The sequence below is a fragment of the Asanoa sp. NPDC050611 genome (genome assembly GCF_040654855.1).
Classification (GTDB): domain Bacteria; phylum Actinomycetota; class Actinomycetes; order Mycobacteriales; family Micromonosporaceae; genus Asanoa.
The window spans coordinates 1-14,172 of sequence record NZ_JBFAIU010000066.1 but is presented as its reverse complement, the minus strand read 5'-3'; the positions used below and the strand labels follow the sequence as shown (position 1 = coordinate 14,172).

Genomic DNA, 14,172 nt, shown 5'->3' with positions numbered 1-14,172 from the left:
GACCTGATCAACGAGCTACCACTCCGTGGGGCCGTGCCCCTTGGACGTCCGCGGCACCTCGGGCAGGCGGGCGTCGACCGCGTAGACCACCACGTTGTCGCGGTAGGACCGCCGGCTCCGGTCGAACTCGCCGCCGCAGGTGATCAGCCGCAGCTCGGAGCCGGGCGTCGCGCCGTACACCCGCGTGGTGGGGAACTTGTCCTTCGGATAGTGGCCGGTGGCGACCACGCGGAACGGCAGCCAGGTGTCGCCGCGCCGGACCTCGACGGTGTCGCCGGGGCGCAGCTCGCGCAGGCGGTAGAAGACGGCCGGGCCGCGGTACGAGTCGACGTGGCCCGCGATCACCGCCGGCCCCGGCTCGCCGGGCAGCGTGCCCTGCTCGTACCAGCCGGCCTTGGCGTAGTCGACCGGCGCCTCCAGCTCGCCCTTGCTGTCGAGGTCGAGCCCGACCAGGGACGACCGGATGGCGACGCGGGGGATCCGCACCTCGGACGGCGGCGGCAGCGCGGCGAGCGGGTCGATCACCTCGGCCTCCACCGGCTGTGCGCACGCGACGCCGCAGCCCACGTGCCAGCGGGCCGCGGGCGGCGGTGCGCTCGCCTCACCGGCGGCGAGACCGAGCGACGTGCCGGCCGCCGCGCAGAGGGTCAGCGCGGTCAGCGTCAGCCCGAGCGCGGTGGACCGGCGGGCCGGCACCGGCCAGCCCCCGCGGTGCCTTCTGACCGCGGGGGACGACCGGGCGTCGGTCGTGCTCAACCGCTCACCAGGTGCGTCGGGCCCTGCGCCGCAGGCCGACCGCGCCGACGCCGACGACGCCGGCGAGGGCGACCAGGCCGAGGCCGGTGACCAGGGCGATCGTGCCGCCGTCGCTGGTGCCGCCGGCGCCGGTCTCGACGCCGCCCTGCGGGGTGATCTCGCCGGCCTTGGCGTCGACCTTGAGGTCGGTGGTCAGGCCGTTCTTGCCGTCGAGCACCAGCAGCGAGTAGGTCGTGCCGCCGGCCAGCGTGCAGGTCGCCTCGGCGGCCGTGCCGCTCTGCGGCGTGAGGTCGAGCGTCCAGTTGCCGGGCTTGACGCCGCGGTAGTCGCTCGTGGTCGCGAACTTGAGGCCGGTGCCGACCTCCTGGCCGCCCTTGGTCCTGATGTCGAGGACCGGCGACCTGACCGACGCCTGCAGCACGCGGATCTTCGCCTCGCCGGACGGTGGCGCGGTGATGTCGTCGTCGATCACCGACAGGCCCAGCTCGGCGAACCGGCCGGTGCCGGCGACCGTGTGTGCGCTGCCCTCGGTGACCGTGACGCTCTCGGTCAGGACGGGCTTCGACTTCGGGTCGGCGCCGACCTTGCGCATCGAGACCGCGTAGGTGCCGGGCGGCACCGACAGGTAGTCGGACATGACGCCGTAGGGCACGGCGTCGAACTTGAGGCCCTTCATCTTGCCGCCGAGGTCGTCGACGTAGACGTCGACCGGCGGGGTGTCGGGGGAGAGATGGGCGAGGCGGACGTAGCCGACGCCGGCCTCCGCCGCGGCGGGCGCGGCGATCGCGGCCGACAGGCCGGCGCCGATGAGGACAGCACCGGCGGCGGCGGCCAACCGGTGCAGCGCGCGGGGGGAGGGACGCGCAGCGGTCATGAACTTTCCTCCAGCCGACGAGGATCGCAACACGCGAAACAGAGTCCCGTCAGTCGGACCCGGCCGCAAGCCCTGGAAGGTGGAAAAATCTGACAATCCGCAGATCATGTCCAGTTGGCCGACGGGGGAGCCTGAACGGCGTCCCCCGAGCGGATCTCGTGAACGGGCCTCGCTTAGGGCAGGTGCCGCTCGACGGTCGCGACCAGTTCCGGCGTCTCCGGCGTGACCTGCGGGCCGAACCGCGCGACGGCCGTGCCGTCGGGGGCGACGAGGAACTTCTCGAAGTTCCAGCGGACGTCGCCGGTGTGGCCGTCGGCGTCGGGGGTGTCCACAAGGGCCGTGTAGAGCGGGTGCCGGGCGTCGCCGTTGACCTCGACCTTCTCGGTCAGCGGGAACGTGACGCCGTAGTTGACCGAGCAGACCTCGGCGATCTCCTCGGCGCTGCCGGGCTCCTGGCCCATGAACTGGTTGCACGGCACGCCGAGCACCACCAGGCCGCGGTCGGCGAAGGTGTCGTAGAGCTTCTGCAGGCCCTCGTACTGGGGGGTGAGGCCGCACTTGGAGGCCACGTTGACGACGAGGACGGCCTTGCCGGCGTACTGCTTCAGGTCGGCCGGACCGCCGGTGAGGGCGCCGATCTCGGTGTCGAGCACTGTCATGGCGCTGACGTTACTAGATCCACTAATAAATCGATGCATGCACATCTTGACGAGGTGTTGAACCTGTGGCTAGCGTCTCATCAACATCTATTTGGAAAGTTTCCTAAATAAAAGGAGACGCGCTATGAGAACCTCGGTGCGCCGGGCCGTCTGGGCCGGCGTCGCGGCGGTCGTGGTCGCCGCCGCCGTGCCCGTCGCCGCGGCGTTCGGCGCCGGCACCGTCACCGCCACCTTCGCCGCGGCCTCCGACTGGGGCAGCGGGCACGAGGCGCGGGTGACCGTGACCAACGGCTCGTCGGCGGCACTGTCGACCTGGCGGATCGAGTTCGACCTGCCGTCCGGCACCACGATGGGCAGCTTCTGGGACGCCGACGTGACGCGCACCGGCAACCACTACGTCGCCGTGAAGAAGAGCTGGATGGGTCCGCTCAACCCCGGCGCCTCGGTGAGCTGGGGCTACAACGGCACCGGCGCCTACCGCGCACCGCTGAACTGCACGATCAACGGCGCGTCCTGCTCGACCGGCACGACGCCGACGAACCCGCCGACCGGCAACCCGACGAACCCGCCCACCGGCAACCCGACCAACCCGCCGACGGGCAACCCCACGAACCCGCCGACGAACCCGCCGACCGGTGGCAAGAAGCTGATCGGCTACTTCGCGGAGTGGGGCGTCTACGCCCGCAACTACCACGTCAAGAACATCCACACGAGCGGCTCGGCGGCGAAGCTGACGCACATCCTCTACGCGTTCGGCAACACCACGGGCGGGCGGTGCTCGATCGGTGACTCGTACGCCGACTACGAGAAGGCGTACACGGCCGCGGACAGCGTCGACGGCGTCGCGGACACCTGGGACCAGCCGCTGCGCGGCAACTTCAACCAGCTCCGCAAGCTCAAGCGGATGTACCCGCACCTGAGGGTGATCTACTCGATCGGCGGCTGGACCTGGTCGGGCGGCTTCACCCAGGCGGCGCAGAACCCGGCCGCGTTCGCCGAGTCCTGCTACCAGATGATCGAGGACCCGCGCTGGGCCGACGTCTTCGACGGCATCGACATCGACTGGGAGTACCCGAACGCCTGCGGCCTCTCCTGCGACGCCAGCGGCCCCAACGCGTTCAAGAACGTGATGGCGGCGCTGCGCTCGCGGTTCGGGTCGAGCGCGCTGGTCACCGCGGCGATCACGGCCGACGGTTCGAACGGCGGCAAGATCGACGCGACCGACTACGCCGGCGCGGCGAACTCCGTCAACTGGTTCATGCCCATGACGTACGACTACTTCGGCGCCTTCTCGCCGCAAGGTCCGACGGCGCCGCACTCGCCGCTGACCGCGTACGCCGGCATCCCGACCGCGGGCTTCAACTCCGACGCGGCGATCCAGAAGCTCAAGAGCAAGGGCATCCCGGCGAGCAAACTGCTGCTCGGCGTCGGCTTCTACGGCCGGGGCTGGTCCGGGGTGACGCAGGAGGCGCCGGGCGGCAGCGCGACCGGTGCCGCGCCGGGCACCTACGAGCAGGGCATCGAGGACTACAAGGTCCTCAAGAACACCTGCCCGGCAAACCGGACGATCGGCGGGACGGCGTACGCCAAGTGCGGTAGCAACTGGTGGAGCTACGACACCCCGAGCACCATCGGCGGCAAGATGTCGTACGCGAACGGCCAGGGTCTCGGCGGCGGCTTCTTCTGGGAGCTGTCCGGCGACACCACCAACGGCGAGCTGATCTCGGCGATGAAGAACGGCCTGGGGTAGCCCTTCGGGTCGACGCAAGTCCCCACAGGGAGCGGAGGGTCGGTCGACGGCCCTCCGCTCTCCTTTGTTTGCGGGAGGATGTCCGGTACGGGTGGCCGGCGCCGACGTCCCGGGTGAGAGGCGCCGAGCGGGCGCCGCGCACCGGAGGAGACGACGATGAAATACATGATCATGCTGGCCGGTTCCCAGCGCGACTTCGACATGCTCACCGGATCCGGCGAGCACGCGTGGACCCCGGCGGACCTGGCCGCGCTGCACGAGTTCATGACCAAGTGGAACAACGAGCTGGTCGAGTCGGGCGAGTTCGTCGACGGGCAGGGGCTGGCCGCCCCGGTGCACACGCGCCGGGTCTCGCTGCGCGACGGGGTGCCGGTGGTCACCGACGGGCCGTACGCGGAGACGCAGGAGGTGCTCGCCGGCTACACGATCGTCGAGTGCGACAGCTTCGACCGGGCCACCGAGATCGCCGCGAAGCTGGCGGACACCCCGCACCCGGCCGGCGCACAGCTGGCCAACGAGTGGTACGTCGACGTGCGGCCGATCGCCGGAGCGCCCGAGTTCGGCGAATGAAGCTCGACCGCCCCACCGAGGACCTGCTGCGCGAGCTGGCGCCGCAGGCCCTCGGCGCGGTCGTGCGCCGCTACGGTCACTTCGACACGGCCGAGGACGCGGTGCAGGAGGCGCTGCTCGCCGCGGCCCGGCAGTGGCCGGCCGACGGGGTGCCGGACAACCCGCGCGCCTGGCTGATCCGCGTCGCCGCGCGCCGTCTGACCGACCTGCTGCGCGCCGATCAGGCCCGGCGCGGCCGCGAGGACGTGGTCGCCGCCTGGCCGGTCCCGGCCCCGGGCCCGGTCACCGACGACTCGCTGGTGCTGCTGTTCATGTGCTGCCACCCGGCCCTGTCACCGGCCTCGCAGATCGCGCTCACCCTGCGCGCCGTCGGCGGCCTCACCACGACGGAGGTGGCCCGGGCGTTCCTGGTGCCGGAGGACACGATGACCCGGCGGATCAGCCGGGCCAAGAGGTCCATCAAGGACAGCGGCGTCCCGTTCGGCCTGCCACCGGCGGCCGAGCGCGCAGCGCGCCTGGCCGCCGTGCTGCGCGTGCTGTACCTGATCTTCAACGAGGGTTACGTCGGCACCGCCGGCCCGACCCTGCAGCGGGTCGAGCTGTCGACGGAGGCCATCCGGCTGGCCCGCCTGGTGCACCGGTTGCTGCCCGACGACGCGGAGGCGACCGGCCTGCTCGCGCTGATGCTGCTGACCGACGCCCGCCGCGCCGCCCGCACGGCGCTCGACGGGACACCGGTGCCGATGGCCGAACAGGACCGGTCGCGGTGGCACCAGGACCAGATCGCCGAAGGCGTCGCGCTGATCTCGGCGGTGCTGCCGCGCGGCGAGGCCGGGCCGTACCAGATCCAGGCCGCGATCGCCGCGATCCACGACGAGGCCCCGCGCGCCGAGGACACCGACTGGCCGCAGATCGTGCTGCTGTACGAGATCCTGCTGGCACAGGGCGACAACCCGGTGGTGGCGCTCAACCACGCGGTCGCGGTGGCGATGGTCCGCGGCCCGGAGGCCGGCCTGGCCCTGCTGGACCCGCTGGGCAAGGACGACCGCCTGGCGGCGGACCATCGCTGGCACACGGCCCGGGCCCACCTCCTGGAAATGTCGGGCGACCTCGAGGCGGCGCGCGCCGCCTACCTGACCGCCGCGACGAAGACGATGAGCCCGCCGCAGCAGCGCTACCTCCACACCAGAGCGGCGCGGCTGGCCTGACGGAATACGTTCGACGGCCGCGCCGTTGATCCGTACCGTGATGGTCATGTTCTTCAGCAGCCCCGTGCGGCCCGCAGGTTTCTTCCTGCGGTGTGCCGCCGACGGCGCTGATCTCTGACCCTTTCCCGCAGCAGCAGAACCCGCGGGGAGGGGTTGGTCCCGGCCCGGTTCTGGCGCGGAGTCTCTGTCATCAAGGCCCTTTACGCGGCCCCGACGCGGGGTGGCGCCCGCCCGCGCACGCTCACATTGCCTCCTTTCATCCAGTTCAGGAGGACTGCAGCAACCATGGCGAAGAGCCAGTTCATACGCACGAAGCCGCACCTCAACATCGGGACGATGGGGCACGTCGACCACGGGAAGACGACCCTGACCGCCGCGATCACCAAGGTGCTCGCCGAGGCCGACCCGGCAACCAACCGGTTCGTCGCCTTCGACGGCATCGACCGGGCTCCGGAGGAGGTCGTCCGGGGCATCACCATCAACATCGCCCACGTCGAGTACGAGACGGCGACGCGGCACTACGCGCACGTCGACATGCCCGGCCACGCCGACTACGTGAAGAACATGATCACGGGCGCGGCGCAGGTCGACGGCGCGATCCTCGTCGTGTCGGCGCTCGACGGCGCGATGCCGCAGACCCGCGAGCACGTGCTGCTCGCCCGGCGGGTCGGCGTGCCGCACCTGGTGGTGGCGCTCAACAAGGCCGACGCGGTCGACGACCCCGAGCTGCTCGACCTGGTCGAGCTCGAGGTCCGGGAGCTGCTCTCCGAGTACGGCTTCCCGGGCGACGAGGTGCCCGTGGTGCGCGTCTCGGCGCTCAAGGCGCTCGAGGGGGACCCGCGGTGGACGAAGTCCATCGTGGACCTGCTCGACGCGGTCGACCGGTACGTGCCGGTGCCGCCGCGGGAGACCGGTGAGCCGTTCCTGATGCCCATCGAGAACGTGCTGACGATCTCCGGGCGGGGCACGGTGGTCACGGGCGCGATCGAGCGCGGCACGCTGCGGGTCGGCGACGCGGTCGAGGTGGTCGGGCTCGGCGACACGCTGACCACGGTGGCGACCGGGCTCGAGACCTTCGGCAAGTCGCTCGCGACGGCCGAGGCCGGCGACAACGCGGCGATCCTGCTCCGCGGCGTCAAGCGCGACCAGGTCCAGCGCGGCCAGGTCGTGGCGGCGCCGGGCTCGGTGACGCCGCACCGCCGGTTCACCGCGCGGCTGCACGCGCTGACCGCGGCCGAGGGCGGGCGGCACACGCCCTTCTTCGCCAACTACCGGCCCCAGTTCTACTTCCGGACCACGGACGTGGCCGGGGCGATCGAGCTGGGGGAGGGGGTCACCATGGTGATGCCCGGTGACACGGTCGACCTGACCGTCGAGCTGAGCCGCCCGGTGGCGATGCACGTCGGGCTCGGTTTCGCCGTCCGCGAGGGCGGCCGGACCGTCGCGGCGGGCACGGTCACCGAGATCCGCTAGCGGGAACGCGGTTCCGCCTGGTCCTACGGGGCCAGGCGGAACGGCGGATACCGGTCCGTGACGAGCGTGAACGCGTACGCCGTGACGCGGTTCTGCCAGCGCAGCACCCCTTCGACGTAGTCGAAGAACGGCCGGGGATAGCGACCTGTGAACAGGATCGCGAACCACGTGATGACCACCACGACCACGGCCCCGATGTGCAGGAAGAACAGCACGACGTAGTGCGGGATCGCGAGCAGCCACTTGACGATCGGCAGGAACCGGTTGAGCGTCCCGCCGGGATAGAGGTAGTCCAGCCGCACGGACTGCTGGTCGTCCGTGGCCGGGTAGCGGTCGTCCATCAGCACGAAGTAGACGGTCACCCGGTTGGCGAACCGCTGGAGCTCCAGGTTCCAGTCGAACCACCACCGCGGGTACTTCCTGCGGAAGAGGATCATCAGCAGCGGGCCGAAGAACAGCACGCCGCCGAAGCCATAGACGACGTTCTCCGCGTTGCTGCCGTCGTCGCCGCCCCACTGGCCCCACTCGGCGCCGCCGCTGTAGACGGTGCCGAGCAGGATCACGATCGGGATGACCATGAACAGCCGGAAGAAGCTCGTCAGGCGGTTCAGCGGCCGGTCGGGATAGGCGACGGAGAAGTTCACCGGGTACGGCGGCGGAGCGGTCGGTTGCATCGGCGCGTCCCCTCCGTACCGGGAAATGTCTGGTATGAACATCCTGCGGGTTTGTGGGGGCTTTGGGGCGTGAATTCGATTCCGGTCCAGCACCGGGTCAGGAATGTGTGCGAGACTCACGAACCGTGTTGATCCGACGTCGTGTCCTGGCCGTGGCGGGCCTGGCCGTCGCCCTCGCGGTGCCGCTGGGCGGCTGTGAGATCGCTGACAAGATCGTCGGCGCCGACCCCAGCCCCGTCGACGAGAGCCCGCAGAAGGCGCGCGCCCACGTCGAGGCCTATCTGGCCGCCATGGCCAAGCGCGACGCGGCCGCCGGGCGCAAGCTGCTCTGCCCGACGCTGGCCGGCACGTTCGACAAGACCGCCAAGGGTGAGGGCGGCGACTTCAGCCCGAAGACCAGGGTGTCCGGCGGCATCGTGACCGACGTCCGGGCCGAGGCCAACGGGCAGAAGGTGACCGCCGCGATGCTCGTCACGCCGGCGGGTGGCGACCGGACGCCGGTCAGCGTCTCGTTCCTGGTGACCAACATCGATTCCGGCTGGTGCATCGCGGCGGAGGACACCGCGGTCGTGCTCCCGTCGATGCCCGCCGCGCCCGGCCCGACACCGTCCCGGTGAGCGGACAGCCGTAGTCTTGCGGGCATGCGCCAAGAGTGGCATCAGCTGAGCTACCCCGGGGTGGCCAGCCTCGGTCCGCAGACCTCCCGGCCGGCGGCCGACTCCGCCGAAGACCAGGCGCTCGGGCTCGACCGCTGGCGTGACCTGCCGCGCGACCAGATGCCGCCGTGGCCCGACATGCAGGTGGTCGCCGAGGTCTGCCAGGTCCTCGACAACGTGCCGTCCGTGGTCGCGCCCTACGAGGTCGACCAGCTCCGCGAGCGGCTCGCGCTGGTCTGCGACGGCCAGGCGTTCCTGCTGCAGGGCGGCGACTGCGCCGAGACCTTCGTGGACAACACCGAGAGCCACCTGCTGGCCAACGCCCGCACGCTGCTGCAGATGGCGGTCGTGCTGACCTACGGCGCGTCGCTGCCCGTGGTCAAGGTGGCCCGGGTGGCCGGGCAGTACACGAAGCCGCGCTCGTCGGCGACCGACGCCCTCGGGCTGCCGGCCTACCGCGGCGACATGATCAACTCGCTGGAGACCACGCCCGCGGCGCGGGTGGCCGACCCGCAGCGGATGATCCGGGCGTACGCCAACTCCGCGGCCGCGATGAACATGCTCCGGGCCTATCTCTCCGGCGGGCTGGCCGACCTGCACGCCGTACACGACTGGAACAAGGGTTTCGTCCGTGAGTCGCCGGCCGGCGAGCGCTACGAGGCGATCGCCCGTGAGATCGACCGGGCCCTGGCGTTCATCCGGGCGTGCGGGATGACCGACGACGAGGCGCTGCGGACGGTCACGCTCTACTGCTCCCACGAGGCGCTGGCGCTCGAGTACGACCGGGCGCTGACCCGGGTCTCCGACAGCAAGGCGTACGGGCTGTCCGGGCACTTCCTCTGGATCGGCGAGCGCACCCGGCGGATCGACGGCGCGCACGTCGACTTCCTGTCCCGGGTGGTCAACCCGATCGGCGTGAAGCTCGGCCCGACCACCTCGCCCGACCAGGCGCTGGAGCTGTGCGAGAAGCTCAACCCCGACAACGTCCCGGGCCGGCTCACGCTGGTCGCCCGGATGGGCAACCATCGGGTACGCGACGCGCTGGCCCCGATCGTCGACAAGGTCACGGCCGCCGGCGCCAAGGTCGTCTGGCAGTGCGACCCGATGCACGGCAACACGCACGAGTCCTCCAACGGCTACAAGACCCGTCACTTCGACCGGATCGTCGACGAGGTGCTGGGCTACTTCGAGGTGCACCGCTCGCTGGGCACCCACCCGGGCGGCCTCCACGTGGAGCTGACCGGCGAAGACGTGACCGAGTGCCTGGGCGGCGCCCAGGGCATCGAGGACCTCGACCTGCCCGGCCGGTACGAGACGGCCTGTGACCCCCGGCTCAACACCCAGCAGTCGCTGGAGTTGGCCTTCCTCGTTGCGGAGATGCTGCGTGGCTGAGTTCGTGGACCTGCGGTCCGACACCGTCACCCAACCCTCGCCCGGCATGCGGGCGGCCATGGCCGCTGCCGAGGTCGGGGACGACGTATACGGCGAGGATCCGACGATCAACGCGCTCGAAGCGTCGGTGGCCGCGCTGTTCGGCCACGAGGCGGCGCTGTTCGCGCCGACCGGGTCGATGGCCAACCAGATCGCGATCCAGCTCTCTGTGCCGCCGGGCGAGGAGCTGCTCTGCGACGCCGACGCGCACGTGGTGACCTACGAGATCGGCGCGGCCGCGGCGATCGGCGGCATCTCCACCCGCACCTGGGGCCCGGTCGGTGCCGACATCGACCCCGACGTGGTGCTCGACATGGTCCGGCCGGCCGGCGGCTACCACGCGGTGCCGACCCGGGCGATCGCCGTCGAGCAGACCCACAACCGGAGCGGCGGCGGGGTGATCCCGCTGTCCACGTTGGAGACCCTGCGCACGGCGACGGCGGCCGCGGGCCTGTCCCTGCACTGCGACGGTGCCCGCATCTGGCACGCCCACGTGGCCGACGGCGTGCCGCTGCGCACCTACGGCGGGCTGTTCGACACCTTGTCGGTCTGCCTGTCCAAGGGCCTCGGCGCCCCGGTCGGCTCGCTGGTCGTCTCGTCGGCGGCCAACGTCGAGCGCGCCCGGCTGATCCGCAAGCGGATGGGCGGCGGCATGCGGCAGGCCGGTGTGCTGGCCGCGGCGGGCGCGTACGCCCTCGAGCACAACATCGACCGGCTCGCCGACGACCACGCGAAGGCGGCCCGGCTCGCCGAGGCGCTGGCACCGTTCGGTGTGGTGGCCGGCGCCGTGCGCACCAACATCGTCCCGCTCGACCTGCGCAAGTCGCCGCTCGACGCGCACCGCCTGGCCGCGGCCGCCCGGGAGCGGGGCGTGCTGGTCTCGGTGCTGGGCCCGCGACTGGCCCGCCTGGTGACGCACATGGATGTCGACGACGCGGCGATCGACCGCGCGGTCGAGGCGCTCCCGGAGATCTTTCGCGATTGACAGTTTGGCGTGCCACGCTGAGTAGTTGACGACTGACTGCTCAGCACGGGGGTTGGCGATGGCCGGCACCGGCCCGTGGCGGTGGTCCGCCTGGGCCTTTCTGGCAGTCGAGGGTGCGCTGGTGCTCGCGGCTCTGGCCACGGGTGCGCGCGTCCTGACCACTGTGGCGGCGGTCTCCGCGTTCGTGGTGGCGGCCGTCACGCTCGTCGTCCGCCGCCCGCCCCGGCTGGCCGGCTGGACCTCGCTGACGGTGGCCTCGGGTTCGATCGCCTTCTCGCGGATATACGCGACCGTCTCCGGCCGGCCGGTGATCACCGAACGCGGGCTGGCCGCCGGCGACATCCGTGCGTTGGTGCTCTATCCCGCCCTCACGCTCGGGCTGATCCTGCTCGGCGGCGCCGGCACCGTGGCCGATCTCGCCGACACCCTGGACGCGTCGGTGGTCACCCTCGGGGTGTTCGTGCTGCTGTGGCTGTTCCTCCTGCACGGCGACCTGGCACCGACCGGCGCCCGGATCGCCACGGCGGCGCTGCGCCCGGTCGGCATCGCCGTCGTGCTCGGCGCGCTCGTCCGGCTGCTGTTCGTGGTCAGACCCCGCGCACCCGCGGTCGGGCTCGTGGTGGGCGGGGTGGTGCTGGAGCTGGTCGGCGCCCTGGCGCTGGTGGGCCGGGAGGTGGGCTACGACGTCGACGGCCGGCTGTTCGCCAGCGGTGCGTTCACCGCGGCGTTCGCGGTCCTGCTCGCCACCGCCCTGCTGCACCCCTCGTCCGGCGTGGCACCGCCGCGCCGGGGCAACGGCGCGCCCGCCGCACGGCTGAGCCGCGGCCGGGCGACGCTGTTCGTCGCGCTGACCCTGCTGGGCCCGCTGGCCTGGCTGCTCAGCGTCAGCATCGGCCGGTTCAGCCCGGGCTCGCCCGCCGACTTCGGCCCGCCGGTGCTGGCCGCCGCGCTGATCGCACTGCTGCTGTTGTGGCGCCTGTCGCTGGTGGCCCGGGTGGCGGACCGGCGTGCGGGCCAACTGAGCGTCGCGGTCGGTGAGCTGCAAGGGCTGCAGGCCGAGCTGGCGTACCGGGCCGCACACGACCCCCTCACCGGGCTCTCCAACCGTTCCGTGCTCACCGAGCGCCTGGCCGCGCTGCGGCCGCGGCGGTCGCACGCGCTGCTGCTCGTCGACCTCGACGGGTTCAAGGAGATCAACGACTCGCTCGGCCACCCGGCCGGCGACGAGCTGCTGGTCGCCGTCGGTCGCGGCCTGACCGCACTGGCGCCGCCCGGCGCCACCCTGGTCCGGCTCGGCGGCGACGAGTTCGCCCTGCTGCTGCCGGACACCGACGAGTCGGTGGCGCTGGCCGTCGGCGGTGCGGTCTGCCAGCGGCTCCGGGAGCCGTTCCGGTCCGCGCACGGCGAGCTGCGGGTCAGCGCGAGCGTCGGCGTCACGGCCGGCCCGCTGGCCGCCCGGAGCCCGGTCGAGCTGCTGCGGGAGGCCGACGTGGCGCTCTACGCGGCCAAGGCGGCCGGCAAGGACCAGGTGGTGGCGTACCGACCCGAGCTGGCGCCGCCCGGTCGGCGCGTCAGGCGCCCGTGAGCGCGAGCAGGTCCGTGCCCCGCTCGGTGAGCCGGTAGACGACGGCCCGGCCCACCCGTGCGCCGGTGACCACGCCGGCTTCCCGGAGCACCGCCAGGTGGGCGCTGACGGTGCCGAGCGAGACGTCGAGGGCGTAGGCGAGCTGCGTGCTCGTCGCCGCCTGGCGCAGCTCGCGGAGCACCCGAGCGCGGCCGGGGCCGAGCAGGGTGGCGAGCGGGTCGGTCGAGTCCGTGCCGACCTGGGCGGCCGGGCCGCGGGCCGGGTAGACGAGCGCGTACAGGGGCGGCCGTTCGCAGGTCCACGATCCGACGCCGGTGGTCTTGGGTACGAACACCAGCCCCTCGTCGGTGATCCAGCGGTCCGGGTAGTCCTGCTCGCTGAACCGGATCGCGTCGTCGCCGACCCAGACGCAGTGGCGGGTCATGTTCCGCACGGTCTCCTTCCAGCCGTAGGCGGTGAGCAGGCCGGCGCGGTGCATGATGTCGCGTTCCAGCAATGACTTGCGGCGGGGCCAGTCCGGTGCGACGTAGCGGCGCCAGCCCTCGGCCAGCACCGCCGCCACCTTCGGGCCGAGGTCCGCGGTGTCGAGCCAGGCGGTGTCCTGCGGCTCCCAGGCACGCTCGACCGCGTCCGCCATCGTCGCCCGGGTCTCCTCGTCGGTGAACGCCGCGACCACCCGGAGCTCGTCGCGGAGCGCGGTCCCGGTGCCGCCGGTCGGCGGGATCGCGACTAGGTCCGGGAGGAACTTGGTGGCGGAGACGAGCGCCATCAGCCCGGCGGCGAACGGCTCGGCCGCCAGCCAGGCCCAGTAGTCCGCCTGGTGACGGGCGTGCCAGGCGCGCAGCCACGGGTCCGGAGCCGGCCGGTGCAGGGCGATCAGCGAGCCGAGCGTCTCGGCCAGCGGGGACACGGCGAACCGGCAGCGGGACAGGGCGGTGGGGGTGAGCCGCAGGAGAGTCATCGTTACGCCTTTCGCCGCAAGATTATCTATCGCGTACGGGGACGGGTCAGGCTGCCCGCGTGCCGCTGCTCGCCCCGCCGTTCCGCGCGTTCTACCTCGGTCGCCTGGTCTCCCTCGCCGGGAGCGCGATGACGCCGGTCGCCCTCGCGTTCGCGGTGCTGGCGGCCAGCGGGCGACCGGGCGATCTCGGGATCGTGCTGGCCTGCCAGCTCGTGCCGCACCTCGGTCTGCTGCTGGTCGGCGGCGCGGTGGCGGACCGGCTGCCGCGCCGGGCCGTGCTGGTCGTCGCCAACCTGGGCGCGGGGTTGACCCAGGGCGCGATCGCGGCGGTGCTGCTCGCCGGTGCCTACCGGCTCTGGCTGGTGGCCGCGCTGGCGTTGCTGTCCGGCGCGGTCGAGGCGTTCACCTCGCCGGCGCTGCGGGGGATCGTGCCGGAGCTGGTCGGACCCGACGACCTGCGGCGGGCGAACGCGCTGCTCTCGGCGACCCGCTGGGCGGTGGTGGTCGCTCGTCGGGCGTGGCGGCGGCGAGACGGTCGGCCGGGATCGTCGCCCGGTCCCGGCGCTGGCGGTTGGTCCGCTCGTCGTAGC

The 14,172-nt window shown here is 72.3% G+C and carries 14 protein-coding genes; 9 read left to right on the top strand and 5 right to left on the bottom strand.

What is annotated here, in order from left to right; genetic code table 11:
- Positions 1-15 precede the first annotated feature (15 nt).
- The 3 genes from AB0H87_RS13210 to AB0H87_RS13200 form a co-directional block, all read right to left on the bottom strand.
- Positions 16-756, bottom strand: a complete 741-nt coding sequence (locus AB0H87_RS13210) for a class F sortase (protein WP_360143587.1) — start codon at positions 754-756, stop codon at positions 16-18.
- A 4-nt stretch (positions 757-760) separates the two neighbouring features.
- A complete protein-coding gene (locus AB0H87_RS13205) occupies positions 761-1,630 on the bottom strand; it encodes a DUF4397 domain-containing protein (RefSeq protein ID WP_360143584.1) in 870 nt (289 codons plus the stop codon).
- Positions 1,631-1,803: 173 nt separating this feature from the next.
- Complete coding sequence (locus tag AB0H87_RS13200) at positions 1,804-2,289, bottom strand: glutathione peroxidase (RefSeq protein ID WP_360143581.1); 486 nt, start codon at positions 2,287-2,289, stop codon at positions 1,804-1,806.
- 124 nt (positions 2,290-2,413) lie between these two features.
- Here AB0H87_RS13200 and AB0H87_RS13195 point away from each other — a divergent pair, with 124 nt between their 5' ends.
- The 4 genes from AB0H87_RS13195 (at position 2,414) to tuf (ending at position 7,290) form a co-directional block, all read left to right on the top strand.
- On the top strand, positions 2,414-4,039 hold the full coding sequence (locus AB0H87_RS13195; RefSeq protein WP_360143578.1) for a glycosyl hydrolase family 18 protein: 1,626 nt from the start codon (positions 2,414-2,416) through the stop codon (positions 4,037-4,039).
- Between the two features lie 156 nt (positions 4,040-4,195).
- Positions 4,196-4,609: a YciI family protein gene (locus AB0H87_RS13190; RefSeq protein WP_360143575.1), complete on the top strand. Its 414-nt coding sequence runs from the start codon at positions 4,196-4,198 to the stop codon at positions 4,607-4,609.
- Complete coding sequence (locus AB0H87_RS13185) at positions 4,606-5,817, top strand: DUF6596 domain-containing protein (RefSeq protein ID WP_360143572.1); 1,212 nt, start codon at positions 4,606-4,608, stop codon at positions 5,815-5,817. Before AB0H87_RS13190 ends, AB0H87_RS13185 begins: the two co-directional genes overlap by 4 nt.
- Positions 5,818-6,102: 285 nt before the next feature.
- Positions 6,103-7,290 (top strand): elongation factor Tu, encoded by a 1,188-nt coding sequence (tuf, locus tag AB0H87_RS13180; protein ID WP_360143569.1) that lies wholly within the window; start codon positions 6,103-6,105, stop codon positions 7,288-7,290.
- 23 nt (positions 7,291-7,313) lie between these two features.
- On the opposite strand, the gene AB0H87_RS13175 is transcribed toward tuf, so the two are convergent.
- On the bottom strand, positions 7,314-7,964 hold the full coding sequence (locus AB0H87_RS13175; protein WP_360143566.1) for a DUF4389 domain-containing protein: 651 nt from the start codon (positions 7,962-7,964) through the stop codon (positions 7,314-7,316).
- A gap of 125 nt (positions 7,965-8,089) precedes the next feature.
- Between AB0H87_RS13175 and AB0H87_RS13170 the strand changes: the two genes are divergently transcribed.
- From AB0H87_RS13170 to AB0H87_RS13155, 4 genes are read left to right on the top strand one after another with little or no spacing between them, the layout of a single operon-like run.
- Positions 8,090-8,581 carry a hypothetical protein gene (locus AB0H87_RS13170; RefSeq protein ID WP_360143563.1) on the top strand — a complete coding sequence of 164 codons (492 nt, stop codon included), beginning with the start codon at positions 8,090-8,092 and terminating at the stop codon, positions 8,579-8,581.
- 24 nt (positions 8,582-8,605) lie between these two features.
- Positions 8,606-10,012, top strand: a complete 1,407-nt coding sequence (locus tag AB0H87_RS13165; protein ID WP_360143560.1) for a class II 3-deoxy-7-phosphoheptulonate synthase — start codon at positions 8,606-8,608, stop codon at positions 10,010-10,012.
- A complete protein-coding gene (locus AB0H87_RS13160; RefSeq protein ID WP_360143557.1) occupies positions 10,005-11,036 on the top strand; it encodes a GntG family PLP-dependent aldolase in 1,032 nt (343 codons plus the stop codon). The genes AB0H87_RS13165 and AB0H87_RS13160 overlap by 8 nt, the downstream gene beginning before the upstream one ends.
- Positions 11,037-11,061: 25 nt before the next feature.
- Positions 11,062-12,621 (top strand): GGDEF domain-containing protein, encoded by a 1,560-nt coding sequence (locus AB0H87_RS13155; RefSeq protein WP_360143554.1) that lies wholly within the window; start codon positions 11,062-11,064, stop codon positions 12,619-12,621.
- Here AB0H87_RS13155 and AB0H87_RS13150 read toward each other — a convergent pair.
- Positions 12,608-13,582, bottom strand: coding sequence for a winged helix-turn-helix domain-containing protein (locus AB0H87_RS13150; protein ID WP_360143551.1), 975 nt, complete (start codon positions 13,580-13,582; stop codon positions 12,608-12,610). The two genes, AB0H87_RS13155 and AB0H87_RS13150, sit on opposite strands and share 14 nt — an antisense overlap.
- A 59-nt stretch (positions 13,583-13,641) precedes the next feature.
- Between AB0H87_RS13150 and AB0H87_RS13145 the strand changes: the two genes are divergently transcribed.
- Positions 13,642-14,172 (top strand): MFS transporter (locus AB0H87_RS13145; RefSeq protein WP_360143548.1); only part of this gene is annotated, 531 nt, incomplete at its 3' end.

What these genes read in the sequence shown, in the direction of transcription:
- AB0H87_RS13205 (WP_360143584.1), bottom strand. Translation starts at nt 1,630, where the DNA reads ATGACCGCTGCGCGTCCCTCCCCCCGCGCGCTGCACCGGTTGGCCGCC.
- AB0H87_RS13200 (WP_360143581.1), bottom strand. Translation starts at nt 2,289, where the DNA reads ATGACAGTGCTCGACACCGAGATCGGCGCCCTCACCGGCGGTCCGGCC.
- AB0H87_RS13195 (WP_360143578.1), top strand. Translation starts at nt 2,414, where the DNA reads ATGAGAACCTCGGTGCGCCGGGCCGTCTGGGCCGGCGTCGCGGCGGTC.
- AB0H87_RS13190 (WP_360143575.1), top strand. Translation starts at nt 4,196, where the DNA reads ATGAAATACATGATCATGCTGGCCGGTTCCCAGCGCGACTTCGACATG.
- AB0H87_RS13185 (WP_360143572.1), top strand. Translation starts at nt 4,606, where the DNA reads ATGAAGCTCGACCGCCCCACCGAGGACCTGCTGCGCGAGCTGGCGCCG.
- tuf (WP_360143569.1), top strand. Translation starts at nt 6,103, where the DNA reads ATGGCGAAGAGCCAGTTCATACGCACGAAGCCGCACCTCAACATCGGG.
- AB0H87_RS13175 (WP_360143566.1), bottom strand. Translation starts at nt 7,964, where the DNA reads ATGCAACCGACCGCTCCGCCGCCGTACCCGGTGAACTTCTCCGTCGCC.
- AB0H87_RS13165 (WP_360143560.1), top strand. Translation starts at nt 8,606, where the DNA reads ATGCGCCAAGAGTGGCATCAGCTGAGCTACCCCGGGGTGGCCAGCCTC.
- AB0H87_RS13150 (WP_360143551.1), bottom strand. Translation starts at nt 13,582, where the DNA reads ATGACTCTCCTGCGGCTCACCCCCACCGCCCTGTCCCGCTGCCGGTTC.